Genomic DNA, 15,196 nt, shown 5'->3' on the forward strand with positions numbered 1-15,196 from the left:
ACGCGAGAAGTGGCTACTCAGACCGGCGTAGACCTGGCCAGGGTCCGGAACATCGGGATCATGGCCCATATCGACGCGGGCAAGACCACCACCACTGAGCGGATCCTGTACTACACCGGTGTCAACTACAAGATCGGTGAAGTCCATGAGGGCGCGGCCACCATGGACTGGATGGAGCAGGAGCAGGAGCGCGGCATCACGATCACGTCTGCCGCGACGACCGTTCACTGGTCGGTCGACGACGTCGACCACACCATCAACATCATCGACACGCCCGGTCACGTGGACTTCACCGTCGAGGTGGAGCGCAACCTGCGGGTGCTCGACGGTGCGGTGGCGGTCTTCGACGGCGTCGCCGGGGTCGAGCCGCAGTCCGAGACGGTGTGGCGTCAGGCCGACCGTTATAACGTGCCGCGGATGTGCTTCGTCAACAAGCTCGACCGCGTCGGCGCGGAGTTCCACCGCTGCGTCGACATGATCGTCGATCGCCTGCACGCCACTCCGCTGGTGCTGCAGATCCCGATCGGCGCCGAGGCCGACTTCAAGGGCGTCGTCGACCTGGTCCGCATGAAGGCCCTGGTGTGGAGCGCCGAGGCGGCCAAGGGCGAGATGTACGACGTTCTCGACATCCCTGACACGCACGTCGATGCCGCCCGCGAGTGGCACGACAAGCTGGTCGAGACGCTCGCCGAGGCCGACGACGAGATCATGGAGCTGTACCTCGAGGGTGACGAGCCCACGACGGAGCAGCTGATCCCGGCCATCCGCCGGGCCACGATCGCCGGCAAGCTCACCCCGGTCACCTGTGGCACCGCGTTCAAGAACAAGGGCGTTCAGCCGCTGCTCGACGCGATCGTCAACTACCTTCCCTCGCCGCTCGACGTCGAGTCCATCAAGGGCCACGACTACCGCGACGAAGAGAAGGTCATCGAGCGCAAGCCGAGCGAGGACGAGCCGTTCTCGGCGCTGGCGTTCAAGATCATGAGCGACCCGCACCTCGGCAAGCTGACCTTCATCCGCGTCTACTCGGGCGTGCTGGAGGCCGGTTCCTCGGTCCTGAACAGCGTGAAGGACCGCAAGGAGCGCATCGGCAAGATCTACCGCATGCACGCGAACAAGCGTGAGGAGATCGACCGCGTGGGCGCGGGCGACATCGTCGCGGTGATGGGTCTGAAGCAGACCACCACCGGCGAGACGCTCTGCGACGACAAGAAGCCGGTGATCCTGGAGTCGATGACCTTCCCGGCGCCGGTGATCAACGTGGCGATCGAGCCGAAGACAAAGGCCGACCAGCAGAAGCTGGGCACCGCGATCCAGCGGCTCGCCGAGGAGGACCCGTCCTTCCAGGTGCGGACCGACGAGGAGACCGGCCAGACGATCATCGCGGGCATGGGCGAGCTGCACCTCGAGGTGCTGGTCGACCGCATGAAGCGCGAGTTCAAGGTCGAGGCCAACGTCGGCCGGCCGCAGGTCGCCTACCGCGAGACCATCCGCCGCAAGGTGGAGAAGGTCGAGTACACCCACAAGAAGCAGACGGGTGGCTCGGGCCAGTTCGGTCGCGTGATCATCGACCTGGAGCCCCTCGGCGGCGGTAGCGACGGCTACGAGTTCGAGAACAAGGTCACCGGTGGCCGCATCCCCCGGGAGTACATCCCGTCGGTGGACGCGGGTTGCCAGGAGGCGGCCGAGTTCGGCGTGCTCGCCGGCTACCCGCTCGTCGGCGTCAAGGTGACGCTGCAGGACGGTGCCTACCATGACGTCGACTCCTCGGAGCTGGCGTTCAAGATCGCCGGTTCCATGGCGTTCAAGGAGGCGGCCCGCAAGGCCGACCCGGCGCTGCTGGAGCCGATGATGGCCGTCGAGGTGACCACGCCCGACGACTACATGGGCGACGTCATCGGCGACCTGAACGGCCGGCGCGGCCAGATCCAGGAGATGGGCGAGCGTCACGGCGTCCGCGTCATCAAGGCGATCGTTCCCCTGTCGGAGATGTTCGGCTACGTGGGTGACCTGCGCAGCAAGACCCAGGGCCGGGCTGTGTTCACCATGCAGTTCGACTCCTACGCCGAGGTTCCGGGGAACGTCGCGCAGGAGATCATCGCCAAGGCGCGGGGCGAATAACCGCACCGCGGCACCAGACCAACCACTGAAGCAACGCGGTCGTCAAGGCGGCCGAGGATCGCAGCAAGGAGACACCGGTGGCCAAGGCCAAGTTCGAGCGGACGAAGCCGCACGTAAACATCGGCACCATTGGACACATCGACCACGGTAAGACCACGCTTACCGCGGCGATTACCAAGGTGCTCCATGACAAGCACCCCGACCTCAACCCCTTCACGCCGTTCGAGGACATCGACAAGGCGCCGGAGGAGCGCGAGCGGGGCATCACGATCTCGATCGCTCACGTCGAGTACCAGACGGAGAAGCGTCACTACGCCCACGTCGACTGCCCGGGTCACGCCGACTACATCAAGAACATGATCACCGGCGCTGCCCAGATGGACGGTGCGATCCTGGTCGTGGCGGCGACCGACGGTCCGATGCCGCAGACCAAGGAGCACGTGCTCCTGGCGCGTCAGGTCGGCGTTCCGTACATCGTCGTGGCGCTCAACAAGGCCGACATGGTCGACGACGAGGAGATCCTCGAGCTCGTCGAGCTGGAGGTCCGTGAGCTGCTCTCCGAGTACGAGTTCCCGGGCGACGACGTTCCGGTCGTCCGCGTCTCGGCGCTCAAGGCCCTCGAGGGCGACGCCGAGTGGGGCGCGAAGATCGCCGAGCTCATGGACGCCTGCGACGAGAACGTCCCGGAGCCGGTCCGTGAGACCGACAAGCCGTTCCTGATGCCGATCGAGGACGTCTTCTCGATCACCGGTCGCGGCACCGTCGTCACCGGCCGCATCGAGCGTGGCGTCGTCAACGTCAACGAGACCGTCGACATCATCGGCATCAAGGAGACGGCGACCACCACCACGGTCACCGGCGTCGAGATGTTCCGCAAGCTGCTCGACCAGGGCCAGGCGGGCGACAACGTCGGCCTGCTCCTGCGCGGCATCAAGCGGGAGGACGTCGAGCGCGGCCAGTGTGTCATCAAGCCGGGCACCAACACCCCGCACACCGAGTTCGAGGCGCAGGTCTACATCCTGTCCAAGGACGAGGGCGGCCGGCACACGCCGTTCTTCAACAACTACCGTCCGCAGTTCTACTTCCGGACGACGGACGTGACCGGCGTCGTGCACCTCCCCGAGGGCACCGAGATGGTCATGCCGGGCGACAACACCGAGATGCGGGTCGAGCTCATTCAGCCGATCGCGATGGAGGAAGGCCTCCGCTTCGCGATCCGCGAGGGCGGCCGCACCGTCGGCGCCGGCCGAGTGACCAAGATCCTCAAGTAACACCACCGCGAGGCGGGGGGCCGGTATCTCGCCAGAGATCCCGGCCGCCGCCCCACGACGAGAACCCAGCGGCACTAGGAAGCAAAGGACACCGAGGCCACCATGGCGGGACAGAAGATCCGCATCCGGCTCAAGGCCTACGACCACGAGGTCATCGACACTTCGGCGCGCAAGATCGTCGAGACGGTGACGCGCACGGGCGCGAAGGTCGCCGGCCCGGTGCCGCTGCCGACCGAGAAGAACGTGTACTGCGTCATCCGCTCGCCGCACAAGTACAAGGACAGCCGCGAGCACTTTGAGATGCGCACGCACAAGCGCCTGATCGACATCATCGATCCGACGCCCAAGACGGTCGACTCGCTCATGCGGCTCGACCTGCCGGCCGGCGTCGACATCGAGATCAAGCTCTAAGGACGCTTCGAGAAATGAGTAAGCAGAGAAAGGGCGTCCTGGGCGAGAAGCTCGGCATGACCCAGGTCTTCGACGATGAGGGCCGCATCGTGCCGGTAACCGTCGTCCAGGCCGGGCCGTGCGTCGTCACCCGGGTCCGCACGCCGGAGGCCGACGGTTACACCGCCGTCCAGCTCGGCTACGGTCAGATCGACCCGCGCAAGGTGAACAAGCCCCTCACCGGGCACTTCGAGAAGGCCGGCGTCACGCCGCGCCGTCATCTCGTCGAGCTGCGCACCGACGACGCCACCGAGTACGAACTCGGCCAGGAGATCACCGTAGAGGTGTTCGAGGCGGGTCAACGCATCGACGTCACCGGCCGCAGCAAGGGCAAGGGCACCGCGGGTGTCATGAAGCGCCACGGCTTCAAGGGCCTGAGCGCCTCGCACGGCACCCAGCGCAAGCACCGTTCCCCGGGTTCGATCGGCGGATGCGCCACCCCGGGCCGCGTGTTCAAGGGCCTGCGCATGGCCGGTCGGCACGGCAACGCCCGCATCACCGTCCAGAACCTCACCGTGCACGCCATCGACGCCGAGAAGGGACTGCTGCTGATCAAGGGCGCGGTTCCCGGCCCGAACGGCGGACTCGTCCTGGTTCGCACCGCCGCGAAGGGGGCGAAGTAAGTGACCGGCAAGGTCGAGATCGAGCTGGCCCCGGAGATCTTCGAGGCCAAGGTCAACGTGCCGCTGATCCACCAGGTGGTCGTGGCGCAGCTGGCCGCGGCTCGCCAGGGCACCCACAAGACCAAGACCCGCGGTGAGGTCTCCGGTGGCGGCAAGAAGCCGTACCGGCAGAAGGGCACCGGCCGGGCTCGTCAGGGCTCCACCCGTGCGCCGCAGTTCGCCGGCGGTGGCATCGTCCACGGCCCGCAGCCGCGCTCGTACGAGCAGAAGACGCCGAAGAAGATGAAGGTGGCGGCGCTGCGCGGCGCGCTCTCGGACCGTGCTCGGCACGGCCGCGTGCACGTGGTGTCGAGCCTGTTCGAGGGCGAGACGCCGAAGACCAAGGCCGCGCTCGGCGGGCTGCGCGAGATCACCGAGGCGGAGAAGATCCTCCTGGTGCTCGACCGCGAGGACGAGCTCACCTGGAAGAGCCTGCGCAACGTGCCCGAGGTGCACGTGATCGTCGAGGACCAGCTCAACACCTACGACGTTCTCTGCAGCGATGAGGTCGTGTTCACCGAGGCCGCGTACCAGGCCTTCGTGAGCCGTGTGAGCGGGAAGGAGAGCGCGAAGTGAAGATCGCCGACCCGCGCGACGTCCTCATCGCGCCCGTGATCTCTGAGAAGAGCTACGGGCTGCTCGATGAGAACAAGTACACGTTCGAGGTCCGCACCGACGCCAACAAGACCCAGATCCGGCAGGCAGTCGAGGCCGTCTTCGGGGTCAAGGTGACGGGCGTGAACACCATCAACCGGCAGGGCAAGCGCAAGCGCACCAAGTTCGGTTATGGCAAGCGCAAGGACACCAAGCGGGCCATCGTCAGCCTGGCCGACGGTGAGCGGATCGACATCTTCGGCGGGCCGGTCTCCTGACCGGGCTGACTGAAGAGACGAAATAAGGGATGAACGAAAAAGATGGGCATCCGTAAATACAAGCCGACGACCCCGGGCCGTCGCGGTTCGAGTGTGGCCGACTTTGTCGAGGTCACCCGGACCGAGCCCGAGAAGTCGCTGGTGCGTCCGCTCCCGAAGAAGGGCGGCCGTAACGCGCACGGCCGCATCACCACCCGACACCAGGGTGGCGGCCACAAGCGGGCCTACCGCGTCATCGACTTCCGGCGCGCCGACAAGGACGGCATTCCGGCGAAGGTCGCGCACATCGAGTACGACCCGAACCGCACCGCGCGGATCGCGCTGCTGCACTACGCCGACGGGGAGAAGCGCTACATCCTCTGCCCGACCGGCGTGAAGCAGGGCGACCGGATCGAGAACGGTCAGGGCGCCGACATCAAGCCGGGCAACTGCCTGCCGCTGCGCAACATCCCGACCGGTACGGTCGTGCACGCCATCGAGCTGCGGCCGGGCGGCGGCGCCAAGCTGGCCCGGTCGGCCGGCTCCGGCGCGCAGCTGCTCGCCAAGGAGGGCAAGTACGCCACGCTGCGTATGCCCTCCGGCGAAATGCGCATGGTCGACGTCCGCTGCCGCGCCACCGTCGGTGAGGTCGGCAACTCGGAGCAGTCAAACATCAACTGGGGTAAGGCCGGCCGTATGCGGTGGAAGGGCAAGCGCCCAACCGTCCGCGGTGTCGCGATGAACCCGATCGACCACCCGCACGGTGGTGGTGAGGGCAAGACGTCCGGTGGCCGTCACCCGTCGAGCCCCTGGGGCAAGCCCGAGGGCCGTACCCGCAAGGCGAACAAGCCGTCTGATCGGCTCATCGTTCGTCGTCGTAGCAAGAAGAAGCGGTAGGAGCCCACGATGCCACGTAGCCTTAAGAAGGGCCCTTTCGTGGACGACCACCTCATCAAGAAGGTGGACGTGCAGAACGAGAAGGGCACCAAGAACGTCATCAAGACGTGGTCGCGGCGCTCCATGATCGTGCCCGACATGCTCGGTCACACGATCGCCGTGCACGACGGCCGCAAGCACGTTCCGGTGTTCGTCACCGAGGCCATGATCGGTCACAAGCTCGGGGAGTTCGCCCCGACGCGGACCTTCAAGGGCCACATCAAGGAAGACCGCCGCAGCCGCCGAGGCTGAGCAGAACCGTAGAAGTACGAGAGCGAGGAAACAGCGATGGAAGCCAGGGCCCAGGCGCGGTACGCCCGCGTCACGCCCAGAAAGGCCCGCCGCGTGGTGGACCTCATCCGGGGCCTGCCGGCCGCGGAGGCTCAGGCGGTGCTGCGGTTCGCCCCTCAGTCTGCGAGCGAGCCGGTGTACAAGGTGCTCTCGAGCGCCATCGCCAACGCCGAGCACAACAACAAGCTCGACGCCGACACGCTCTGGGTGAGCCGTGCCTGGGTCGACGAGGGACCGACGCTGAAGCGCTTCCGCCCGCGGTCGATGGGGCGTGCGTACCGCATTAACAAACGCACGAGCCACATAACGGTCGTGGTCGAGTCGCGGTCCGAGGGCGAGAAGTCCAATGGCCGCAAGAAGACGAGGAGGACCCGCTAGTGGGGCAGAAGATCAACCCGCACGGGTTCCGGTTGGGCATCACCACCGACTTCAAGAGCCGGTGGTACGCCGACAAGCTGTACAAGGACTACGTCAAGGAAGACGTGGCGATCCGCCGGATGCTGACCCGCGGCATGGACCGCGCGGGCATCTCCAAGGTCGAGATCGAGCGCACCCGTGACCGCGTCCGCGTCGACATCCACACCGCCCGGCCCGGCATCGTCATCGGCCGCCGCGGCGCGGAGGCCGACCGTATCCGCGGCGACCTCGAGAAGCTGACCGGCAAGCAGGTCCAGCTGAACATCCTCGAGGTCAAGAACCCGGAGGTCGACGCTCAGCTCGTCGCCCAGGGCGTTGCCGAGCAGCTGTCCAGCCGGGTCGCGTTCCGCCGTGCGATGCGCAAGGCCATCCAGAGCGCCATGAAGAGCGGCGCGAAGGGCATCAAGGTTCAGTGCGGCGGCCGCCTCGGCGGCGCCGAGATGTCGCGCTCGGAGTTCTACCGCGAGGGCCAGGTGCCCCTGCACACGCTCCGCGCCGACATCGACTACGGGTTCTACGAGGCCCGTACCACCTTCGGCCGGATCGGCGTGAAGGTCTGGATCTACAAGGGCGAGGCTCCGACGAGCCGCGCCGAGCGCGAGGCGCAGCAGGCCAAGGAGCGGGCCGCCGGCGGCGGCGGTCGCCGCGAGCGGCCACAGCGCCGTGGCGGCGGCGGCGGCGGTGGCGGCGGTGGCGGCGGCGGCCGTCGTGGCGAGCGCGGCGGCGACCGCGGTGGCCGGCAGCAGCAGCCGACGAGCGCGCCCACTGGTTCCGAGCAGCAGTCCACCGAGGCGGCCACTCCGTCCAGCACGGGTGAGGGGAGCTGAATAACCAATGCTGATCCCTCGCAGGGTCAAGCACCGCAAGCAGCACCACCCGAAGCGGCGTGGGATGGCCAAGGGCGGCACGAAGGTCACCTTCGGTGAGTACGGCATCCAGGCCGTCGAGGGCGCCTACGTGACCAACCGGCAGATCGAGGCCGCTCGTATCGCCATGACCCGGCACATCAAGCGTGGCGGAAAGGTGTGGATCAACATCTACCCCGACCGCCCGCTGACCAAGAAGCCGGCCGAGACCCGCATGGGTTCCGGTAAGGGCTCGCCGGAGTGGTGGATCGCCAACGTCAAGCCCGGACGCGTGATGTTCGAGCTGGCCGGTGTGCCCGAGCCCCTGGCTCGCGAGGCGCTCCGCCGCGCGATGCACAAACTCCCTATGAAGTGCAAGTTCGTGAAGCGTGAAGTGGGTGAGGCGTGATGGCCAAGGGCCTTACCGCTGACGATCTGCGGACCCAGCCCGAGGCTGAGCTCGTCACCAAGCTCAAGGAGGCGAAGGAGGAGCTGTTCAACCTCCGCTTCCAGGGAGCGACGGGCCAGCTCGAGACTCACGGACGGCTTCGGGAAGTGAAGCGGGAGATCGCCCGCATCTACACCGTGATGCGGGAGCGGGAGCTCGGCATCGTCGAGTTCGCCGAGGAGCCCGTGGAGGAGTCCACCGATGAGTGAGCAGAACACCGAGACGCGTAACTACCGCAAGATCCGTGAGGGTCTCGTGGTCAGCGACAAGATGGACAAGACCGTCGTTGTCGCCGTCGAGGATCGCGTCAAGCACCCGCTGTACGGCAAGATCATCCGCCGTACCACGAAGTACAAGGCGCACGACGAGGCCAACGCCTGTGGCGTCGGCGACCGGGTCCGTCTCATGGAGACGCGTCCGATGTCCGCCACGAAGCGGTGGCGCGTCGTGGAGATCCTTGAGAAGGCCAAGTAACTGGCAGTCGCCGCCAAGCGACTGAGGATCGAATCCGCCAGGCTCGTAACGAGAACCGGCGTGAAATACAGGAGTTGACGTGATCCAGCAGGAGTCGCGACTCAAGGTCGCCGACAACACGGGTGCCAAGGAGATTCTGTGCATCCGCGTTCTCGGCGGCTCGGGTCGGCGCTATGCGGGCATCGGTGACATCATCGTCGCCACCGTGAAGGACGCCCTTCCCGGTGCCGGCGTCAAGAAGGGTGATGTCGTTAAGGCCGTCGTCGTACGCACCCGCAAGGAGCGGGGCCGTCCCGACGGCTCCTACATCCGCTTTGACGAGAACGCGGCCGTCCTGATCAAGGACGGCGGCGACCCGCGCGGCACGCGTATCTTCGGCCCGGTCGGCCGGGAGCTGCGCGAGAAGCGGTTCATGCGCATCATCTCGCTGGCGCCGGAGGTGCTCTGATGAAGATCAAGAAGGGCGACGAGGTCGTCGTCATCACCGGCAAGGACAAGGGCGTGACCGGGAAGGTCATCCTGGCCGACCCCAAGCACGACCGCGTGGTCGTCGAGGGCGTGAACATGGTGAAGCGCCACACCAAGGAGACGAGCACGGGTCCGCGTGGCGCCAAGGAAGGCGGGGTCGTCACCAAGGAGGGGCCGATCCACGTCAGCAACGTGATGCTGCTGGAGAACGGCAAGCGCACTCGCGTCGGCTACCGCATCAACGACGACGGCACGAAGGCTCGCATCTCGCGCCGTACCGGTAAGGAAATCTGATGACCGCCGACACGACTACGCAAGAGACCCCACAGCCGAGGCTCAAGCTGCGCTACCGCGAGGAGATCGCGAAGGCGCTGCAGGAGGAGTTCGGCTACGCCAACGTCATGCAGATCCCGGGCGTGACCAAGGTCAAGGTCAACATGGGCGTCGGTGACGCGGCCCGCGACTCGAAGCTCATCGAGGGCGCGGTCCGCGACCTGACGATCATCACCGGCCAGAAGCCCGCGGTCGCCCACGCCAAGAAGTCCATCGCGCAGTTCAAGCTGCGCGAGGGCATGCCGATCGGCGCCCACGTGACGCTGCGCGGCGACCGGATGTGGGAGTTCCTCGACCGGCTGCTCTCGCTGGCGCTGCCCCGGATCCGTGACTTCCGCGGTCTGTCGCCGAAGCACTTCGACGGCAACGGCAACTACACGTTCGGCCTCACCGAGCAGGTGATGTTCCACGAGATCGACCCCGACAAGGTCGACCGCCAGCGCGGCATGGACATCACCATCGTGACCACCGCGAAGACCGACGACGAGGGCCGGGCGCTCCTGCGGCGCCTGGGCTTCCCGTTCAAGGAGAACTGAGATGGCGAAGAAGGCTCTGATCGCCAAGGCGAACCGGAAGCCCAAGCACGCCGTGCGCGCCTACACTCGGTGCTCGCGGTGCGGGCGTCCGCGTGCCGTCTTCCGCAAGTTCGGCCTGTGCCGGATCTGCTTCCGGGAGATGGCGCACCGCGGCGAACTGCCCGGCATCACCAAGTCCAGCTGGTAAGACACCGGCTTTCTCGATAATGACCGACCGGGCGCCTGGAGAAGGCGCCCACGACCACGTCGTAGGTCCAGGGGACGGCAACACAGCGTTGTACGGAAACCGCGGCGAGGAGGGCCAGTAGGCCATGACGATGACCGACCCGATCGCAGACATGCTGACGCGTCTGCGGAACGCGAATTCGGCATACCACGACACGGTGGCGATGCCGTACTCGAAGATCAAGGCGCACATCGCCGAGATCCTCCAGCAGGAGGGCTACATCTCGGGGTGGAGCGTCGAGGACGCCGAGGTCGGCAAGAAGCTCGTAGTCGACCTCAAGTTCGGCCCGAGCCGTGAGCGCTCGATCGCCGGACTCAAGCGGGTGTCCAAGCCGGGCCTGCGGGTCTACGCGAAGAAGGACAACCTGCCGAAGGTCCTCGGTGGTCTCGGCGTCGCGATCATCTCGACGTCCTCCGGCCTGATGACCGACAAGCAGGCCGGCAAGCACGGTGTGGGCGGGGAAGTCCTCGCCTACGTCTGGTGAGGGGAGGGACACAAGCATGTCGCGTATTGGACGTCTGCCCATTCCCGTCCCCAGCGGCGTCGACGTCAAGGTCGATGGCCAGGAGGTCACGGTCAAGGGCCCCAAGGGCGAGCTGAAGCACACGGTGGCCCGGCCGATCGAGGTCGCCCAGGAGGGCACCGAGATCAAGGTCGGCCGCCAGAGCGACGAGGGTCCGGTCCGTGCACTGCACGGCCTCACCCGGTCGCTGATCAACAACATGGTCATCGGTGTGACGCAGGGCTACAGCAAGACGATGGAGATCGTCGGCGTCGGCTACCGCGTCCAGGCCAAGGGCAGCAACCTCGAGTTCTCGCTCGGGTTCAGCCACTCGATCACGGTCGAGCCCCCAGCGGGCATCACCTTCCGTGTCGAGCGGCCGACCCAGTTCGTGGTCGAGGGCATCGACAAGCAGAAGGTCGGCGAGGTCGCCGCGAACATCCGCAAGCTGCGCAAGCCCGACCCGTACAAGGGCAAGGGTGTGCGGTACCAGGGTGAGCAGATCCGCCGCAAGGTCGGAAAGGCTGGTAAGTAGACATGGCTGCGAGCAAGACTCAGGTCCGCACGCGGACCGCGTCGCGCGCCGCGTCGCGGACCCGTCGGCACCTGCGCGTCCGCAAGAAGGTCCAGGGCACGCCGCAGCGGCCGCGCCTGGTGGTGACGCGTTCGACCAAGCACATGTTCGCGCAGATCATCGACGACCTGGCCGGTCGCACGCTGGTGTCGGCCTCCACGCTGGACGCCACGCTCCGTACGGCCGAGGGCGACAAGACCGCCAAGGCGCGCAAGGTCGGCGAGCTCCTCGCCGAGCGGGCGCGCGAGGCGGGCATCGGCGCGGTGGTCTTCGACCGCGCCGGCCACCGCTACCACGGCCGCATCGCGGCTCTGGCGGACAGCGCCCGAGAGGGCGGGCTGGAGTTCTGATGGCCCGCGTATCGCACCTGATGACGCACGAGAAGAGGAACCACTAATGGCAGCACCACGTCGTGGCGGCGGCGAGCGGCGCGACCGGCGTGATGACCGCCGCGGTGGCGCCGACAAGGGACAGTCGTACATCGAGCGCGTCGTAGCGATCAACCGGGTCGCCAAGGTCGTCAAGGGCGGCCGGCGCTTCAGCTTCACGGCGCTGGTCGTCGTGGGCGACGGCAACGGCACCGTGGGGGTCGGTTACGGCAAGGCCAAGGAGGTGCCCGCGGCGATCGCCAAGGGCGTCGAGGAGGCCAAGAAGCACTTCTTCAAGGTGCCGCGGATCCAGGGCACCATCCCGCACACCAGCCAGGGTGAGGAGGCCGCGGGCGTCGTCATGCTCAAGCCGGCCAGCCCCGGTACCGGTGTGATCGCGGGTGGCCCGGTGCGCGCGGTCCTGGAGTGCGCGGGCATCCACGACGTCCTGTCGAAGTCGCTGGGCTCGTCCAACGCGATCAACATCGTGCACGCGACGGTCGCGGCCCTCAAGCAGCTCAACCGGCCCGAGGAGATCGCGGCCAAGCGAGGCCTGCCGATCGAGGACGTCGCCCCCGCCGCCATGCTTCGCGCTCGTGCGGCCGGCAACGAGCCCCGGCAGGAGGTGGCATCTTGACCAGCCTGAAGATCACTCAGGTGAAGTCTCAGATCGGTGGCAAGCAGAACCAGCGTGACACCCTGCGTACGCTCGGGCTCAAGCGGATCGGCCACAGCGTCGTCCGTGAGGACCGGCCCGAGGTGCTCGGGATGATCCAGACCGTTCGCCACCTCGTTACCGTCGAGGAGGTCGACTGACCATGGGTGCAGACACTCCGCTGCGGCCGCATCACCTGCGGCCGGCGCCGGGCGCCCACAAGTCCAAGGTCCGTAAGGGCCGTGGCGAGGCGTCCAAGGGCAAGACCGCCGGACGCGGTACGAAGGGCACCAAGGCCCGGAACACCGTGCCCGTCGGCTTCGAGGGCGGCCAGATGCCGCTGATCCGCCGGGTTCCGAAGCTCAAGGGCTTCAAGAACCCGTTCCGGGTCGAGTACCAGGTCGTCAACGTGGCCAAGCTCGCCGAGCTCTACCCTGAGGGCGGCGAGGTCACTCCCGAGGACCTGGCGGCGAAGGGCGCGGTTCGCGCCGGCCGTCTCGTCAAGGTGCTCGGCACCGGTGACATCTCCGTAACGGTTCAGGTCAAGGCGCACGCCTTCTCCGGCTCCGCCAAGGAGAAGATCACAGGTGCCGGAGGCACCGCCGAAGAGCTGTGAGTCAAAGCCCTTGTGGGATTCGCCCCCGCCGTATGGTGGCGGGGGCGGCAATCCCCGCAAGGGCTGTTAGAGTTCGATCGGCGACTCTCGCCGTCATCTGAGGATCGACCGAGGCCCCATTGAGTGGCCGATGGCCGGAAACCGCGCAGGAGGAATGGTGCTGACCGCGTTCACTCGGGCGTTCCGAACACCCGACCTGCGCAAGAAGCTTCTCTTCACGCTGTTCATCGTCGCGGTGTTCCGGTTGGGCTCTCAGCTCCCGGCACCCGGTGTGAACACGGGAGCAGTGCATCGCTGTATCGACACCGTGAGCAAGGGTGCCAACGCCAACGTCTACGGCTTGGTCAACCTGTTCAGTGGTGGCGCGCTGCTGAAGCTGTCGATCTTTGCCCTGGGCATCATGCCCTACATCACGGCGAGCATCATTCTTCAGCTGCTCACCGTGGTGATCCCGCGCCTGGAGGTGCTCCGCAAGGAGGGCCAGGCCGGTACCACGAAGATCACGCAGTACACCCGTTACCTGACGATCGGGCTCGCGATCCTGCAGGGCACCGGCATCGTCGCCATGGCGAGCACCGGCAACCTGCTGCAGGGTTGCACCGAGGAGCTGCTCTGGAACAAGGGCTGGTTCACCATCGTCACGATGGTCGTCACGATCACGGCCGGCACGTCGGTGATCATGTGGCTGGGCGAGCTGGTGACCGACCGGGGCATCGGCAACGGTATGTCGATCCTGATTTTCACCCAGGTGGTGGCGGTCTTCCCGTCCGAGTTCTGGAACATCTACAAGACCAAGGGCGGCTTCGTCTTCGGGATCGTGCTCCTGGTGGGCATCGCGATCGTCGCCGGTGTGGTCTTCGTCGAGCAGGCGCAGCGCCGCATCCCGGTGCAGTACGCAAAGCGGATGGTCGGCCGCCGGATGTACGGCGGCACCTCGACCTACATCCCGCTCAAGGTGAACCAGGCCGGTGTCATCCCGGTCATCTTCGCCTCGTCGCTGCTGTACCTCCCGCAGCTGATCGTGCAGATGTGGCACAGCTCGAACCCGATCGCCACGTTCATCTCCAAATACCTGGTCAAGGGCGATCACCCGATCTACATGGCCCTGTACTTCCTGCTGATCATCTTCTTCACCTACTTCTACGTCGCGATCACGTTCAACCCGACCGAGGTCGCGGACAACATGAAGAAGTACGGTGGATTCATCCCGGGTATCCGCCCGGGGCGGCCGACCGCCGAGTATCTCGACTACGTGCTCACGCGGATCACCGCTCCCGGCGCGCTCTACCTCGGGTTGATCGCGCTGGTGCCGATGGTGGCGTTCGGGATCATCGGAGCGAGCCAGAACTTCCCCTTCGGCGGCACCAGCATCCTGATCATGGTCGGCGTCGGGCTGGACACGGTGAAGCAGATCGAGAGCCAACTCCAGCAGCGTAACTACGAGGGCTTCCTGCGGTAGTGCGTATCGTGCTTGTGGGCCCCCCGGGAGCGGGCAAGGGGACTCAGGCCCAGTTCATCTCATCGCATCTGTCGGTCCCGAAGATTTCGACAGGTGACATCTTCCGCGCCAACGTGAGCGGCAACACGCCCCTCGGCCGCAAGGCCAAGGAGTTCATGGACCGCGGTGATCTCGTCCCCGACGAGGTCACCATCGCGATGGTGCGCGACCGGCTGGCCGAAGACGACGCGCGGGAGGGCTTCCTCCTCGACGGCTTCCCGCGCAACGTCCCTCAGGCGGAGACCCTCAAGAAGATCCTCGCCGAGATGGACCTGCGGCTCGACCTCGTCCTTGAGCTCGTGGTCGACGACGACGAGGTCGTACGCCGGCTCTCCGGCCGCCGGACCTGCCGCAAGTGCGGGCGGATCTGGCACGTCGCCTTCGACCCGCCTTCCAAGGAGGGCGTCTGCGACGTCTGCGGCGGAGAGCTGTTCCAGCGCGACGACGACCGCGAGGAGACCATCAGGCACCGCCTGGAGGTCTACCAGGAACAGACGGCGCCCCTCGCGTCGTTCTACGCCGATGAGGGCATTCTGGTCGGCCTGGACGCCACCGGGCCCGTCGAAGAGGTCACCGAACGGGCGCTCGCCGCGCTCCGTCCATTCACCGAATAACCGCAGCGAGCCGACGAGCGAGCGGGAGGTTGGGGGTGGG

25 protein-coding genes are annotated in these 15,196 nt (G+C 66.6%); all 25 read left to right on the top strand.

Features of this window, described 5'->3' with window-relative positions; all coding sequences use genetic code 11:
• The first annotated feature begins 60 nt into the window (after window positions 1-60).
• Complete coding sequence (fusA, locus tag NE236_RS06100; protein WP_372494262.1) at window positions 61-2,121, top strand: elongation factor G; 2,061 nt, start codon at window positions 61-63, stop codon at window positions 2,119-2,121.
• A 77-nt stretch (window positions 2,122-2,198) separates the two neighbouring features.
• The gene (gene tuf, locus NE236_RS06105; protein WP_252840819.1) at window positions 2,199-3,392 is read left to right on the top strand and encodes an elongation factor Tu; all 1,194 of its coding nucleotides are present in this window, start codon (window positions 2,199-2,201) and stop codon (window positions 3,390-3,392) included.
• Window positions 3,393-3,494: 102 nt separating this feature from the next.
• A complete protein-coding gene (gene rpsJ / locus NE236_RS06110; RefSeq protein WP_141956729.1) occupies window positions 3,495-3,803 on the top strand; it encodes a 30S ribosomal protein S10 in 309 nt (102 codons plus the stop codon).
• Between the two features lie 14 nt (window positions 3,804-3,817).
• On the top strand, window positions 3,818-4,465 hold the full coding sequence (gene rplC, locus NE236_RS06115; RefSeq protein WP_252840820.1) for a 50S ribosomal protein L3: 648 nt from the start codon (window positions 3,818-3,820) through the stop codon (window positions 4,463-4,465).
• Window positions 4,466-5,080 carry a 50S ribosomal protein L4 gene (gene rplD, locus NE236_RS06120; RefSeq protein WP_252840821.1) on the top strand — a complete coding sequence of 205 codons (615 nt, stop codon included), beginning with the start codon at window positions 4,466-4,468 and terminating at the stop codon, window positions 5,078-5,080. It begins immediately after the preceding gene.
• Window positions 5,077-5,376 (top strand): 50S ribosomal protein L23, encoded by a 300-nt coding sequence (gene rplW / locus NE236_RS06125; RefSeq protein ID WP_252840822.1) that lies wholly within the window; start codon window positions 5,077-5,079, stop codon window positions 5,374-5,376. The genes rplD and rplW overlap by 4 nt, the downstream gene beginning before the upstream one ends.
• A gap of 42 nt (window positions 5,377-5,418) precedes the next feature.
• Window positions 5,419-6,252 (top strand): 50S ribosomal protein L2, encoded by an 834-nt coding sequence (gene rplB, locus NE236_RS06130; protein WP_252840823.1) that lies wholly within the window; start codon window positions 5,419-5,421, stop codon window positions 6,250-6,252.
• 9 nt (window positions 6,253-6,261) lie between these two features.
• Window positions 6,262-6,543 (top strand): 30S ribosomal protein S19, encoded by a 282-nt coding sequence (rpsS, locus tag NE236_RS06135; protein ID WP_252840824.1) that lies wholly within the window; start codon window positions 6,262-6,264, stop codon window positions 6,541-6,543.
• 36 nt (window positions 6,544-6,579) lie between these two features.
• Window positions 6,580-6,960, top strand: coding sequence for a 50S ribosomal protein L22 (gene rplV, locus NE236_RS06140; protein WP_252840825.1), 381 nt, complete (start codon window positions 6,580-6,582; stop codon window positions 6,958-6,960).
• Window positions 6,960-7,826: a 30S ribosomal protein S3 gene (gene rpsC / locus NE236_RS06145; RefSeq protein WP_252840826.1), complete on the top strand. Its 867-nt coding sequence runs from the start codon at window positions 6,960-6,962 to the stop codon at window positions 7,824-7,826. Before rplV ends, rpsC begins: the two co-directional genes overlap by 1 nt.
• A gap of 7 nt (window positions 7,827-7,833) precedes the next feature.
• Window positions 7,834-8,253 (top strand): 50S ribosomal protein L16, encoded by a 420-nt coding sequence (gene rplP, locus NE236_RS06150; protein WP_252780460.1) that lies wholly within the window; start codon window positions 7,834-7,836, stop codon window positions 8,251-8,253.
• The gene (rpmC, locus tag NE236_RS06155; RefSeq protein WP_252840827.1) at window positions 8,253-8,501 is read left to right on the top strand and encodes a 50S ribosomal protein L29; all 249 of its coding nucleotides are present in this window, start codon (window positions 8,253-8,255) and stop codon (window positions 8,499-8,501) included. Before rplP ends, rpmC begins: the two co-directional genes overlap by 1 nt.
• Window positions 8,494-8,766: a 30S ribosomal protein S17 gene (gene rpsQ, locus NE236_RS06160; protein WP_252780482.1), complete on the top strand. Its 273-nt coding sequence runs from the start codon at window positions 8,494-8,496 to the stop codon at window positions 8,764-8,766. Before rpmC ends, rpsQ begins: the two co-directional genes overlap by 8 nt.
• A gap of 79 nt (window positions 8,767-8,845) precedes the next feature.
• On the top strand, window positions 8,846-9,214 hold the full coding sequence (gene rplN / locus NE236_RS06165) for a 50S ribosomal protein L14 (RefSeq protein ID WP_252780494.1): 369 nt from the start codon (window positions 8,846-8,848) through the stop codon (window positions 9,212-9,214).
• Window positions 9,214-9,528: a 50S ribosomal protein L24 gene (rplX, locus tag NE236_RS06170; RefSeq protein ID WP_252840828.1), complete on the top strand. Its 315-nt coding sequence runs from the start codon at window positions 9,214-9,216 to the stop codon at window positions 9,526-9,528. Before rplN ends, rplX begins: the two co-directional genes overlap by 1 nt.
• Window positions 9,528-10,103, top strand: coding sequence for a 50S ribosomal protein L5 (gene rplE, locus NE236_RS06175; RefSeq protein ID WP_252840829.1), 576 nt, complete (start codon window positions 9,528-9,530; stop codon window positions 10,101-10,103). The genes rplX and rplE overlap by 1 nt, the downstream gene beginning before the upstream one ends.
• A gap of 1 nt (window position 10,104) precedes the next feature.
• Window positions 10,105-10,290, top strand: coding sequence for a type Z 30S ribosomal protein S14 (locus NE236_RS06180; protein WP_252780511.1), 186 nt, complete (start codon window positions 10,105-10,107; stop codon window positions 10,288-10,290).
• A 124-nt stretch (window positions 10,291-10,414) separates the two neighbouring features.
• A complete protein-coding gene (gene rpsH / locus NE236_RS06185) occupies window positions 10,415-10,813 on the top strand; it encodes a 30S ribosomal protein S8 (protein ID WP_252840830.1) in 399 nt (132 codons plus the stop codon).
• Between the two features lie 16 nt (window positions 10,814-10,829).
• Window positions 10,830-11,366, top strand: a complete 537-nt coding sequence (gene rplF / locus NE236_RS06190) for a 50S ribosomal protein L6 (RefSeq protein WP_252840831.1) — start codon at window positions 10,830-10,832, stop codon at window positions 11,364-11,366.
• 2 nt (window positions 11,367-11,368) lie between these two features.
• Window positions 11,369-11,755 (top strand): 50S ribosomal protein L18, encoded by a 387-nt coding sequence (gene rplR / locus NE236_RS06195; RefSeq protein WP_252840832.1) that lies wholly within the window; start codon window positions 11,369-11,371, stop codon window positions 11,753-11,755.
• Window positions 11,756-11,801: 46 nt separating this feature from the next.
• Entirely contained in the window at window positions 11,802-12,410 is a 609-nt protein-coding gene (gene rpsE / locus NE236_RS06200) for a 30S ribosomal protein S5 (RefSeq protein ID WP_252840833.1), read from the top strand.
• The gene (rpmD, locus tag NE236_RS06205; RefSeq protein ID WP_252840834.1) at window positions 12,407-12,589 is read left to right on the top strand and encodes a 50S ribosomal protein L30; all 183 of its coding nucleotides are present in this window, start codon (window positions 12,407-12,409) and stop codon (window positions 12,587-12,589) included. The genes rpsE and rpmD overlap by 4 nt, the downstream gene beginning before the upstream one ends.
• Window positions 12,590-12,591: 2 nt before the next feature.
• Window positions 12,592-13,044 carry a 50S ribosomal protein L15 gene (gene rplO / locus NE236_RS06210; protein WP_252840835.1) on the top strand — a complete coding sequence of 151 codons (453 nt, stop codon included), beginning with the start codon at window positions 12,592-12,594 and terminating at the stop codon, window positions 13,042-13,044.
• A gap of 157 nt (window positions 13,045-13,201) precedes the next feature.
• Entirely contained in the window at window positions 13,202-14,503 is a 1,302-nt protein-coding gene (gene secY, locus NE236_RS06215) for a preprotein translocase subunit SecY (RefSeq protein WP_252841147.1), read from the top strand.
• Window positions 14,503-15,156, top strand: a complete 654-nt coding sequence (locus NE236_RS06220) for an adenylate kinase (protein WP_252840836.1) — start codon at window positions 14,503-14,505, stop codon at window positions 15,154-15,156. Before secY ends, NE236_RS06220 begins: the two co-directional genes overlap by 1 nt.
• Window positions 15,157-15,196: the final 40 nt, after the last annotated feature.

This window comes from Actinoallomurus purpureus, assembly GCF_024055795.1.
GTDB classification, from domain to species: Bacteria; Actinomycetota; Actinomycetes; order Streptosporangiales; family Streptosporangiaceae; genus Actinoallomurus; species Actinoallomurus purpureus.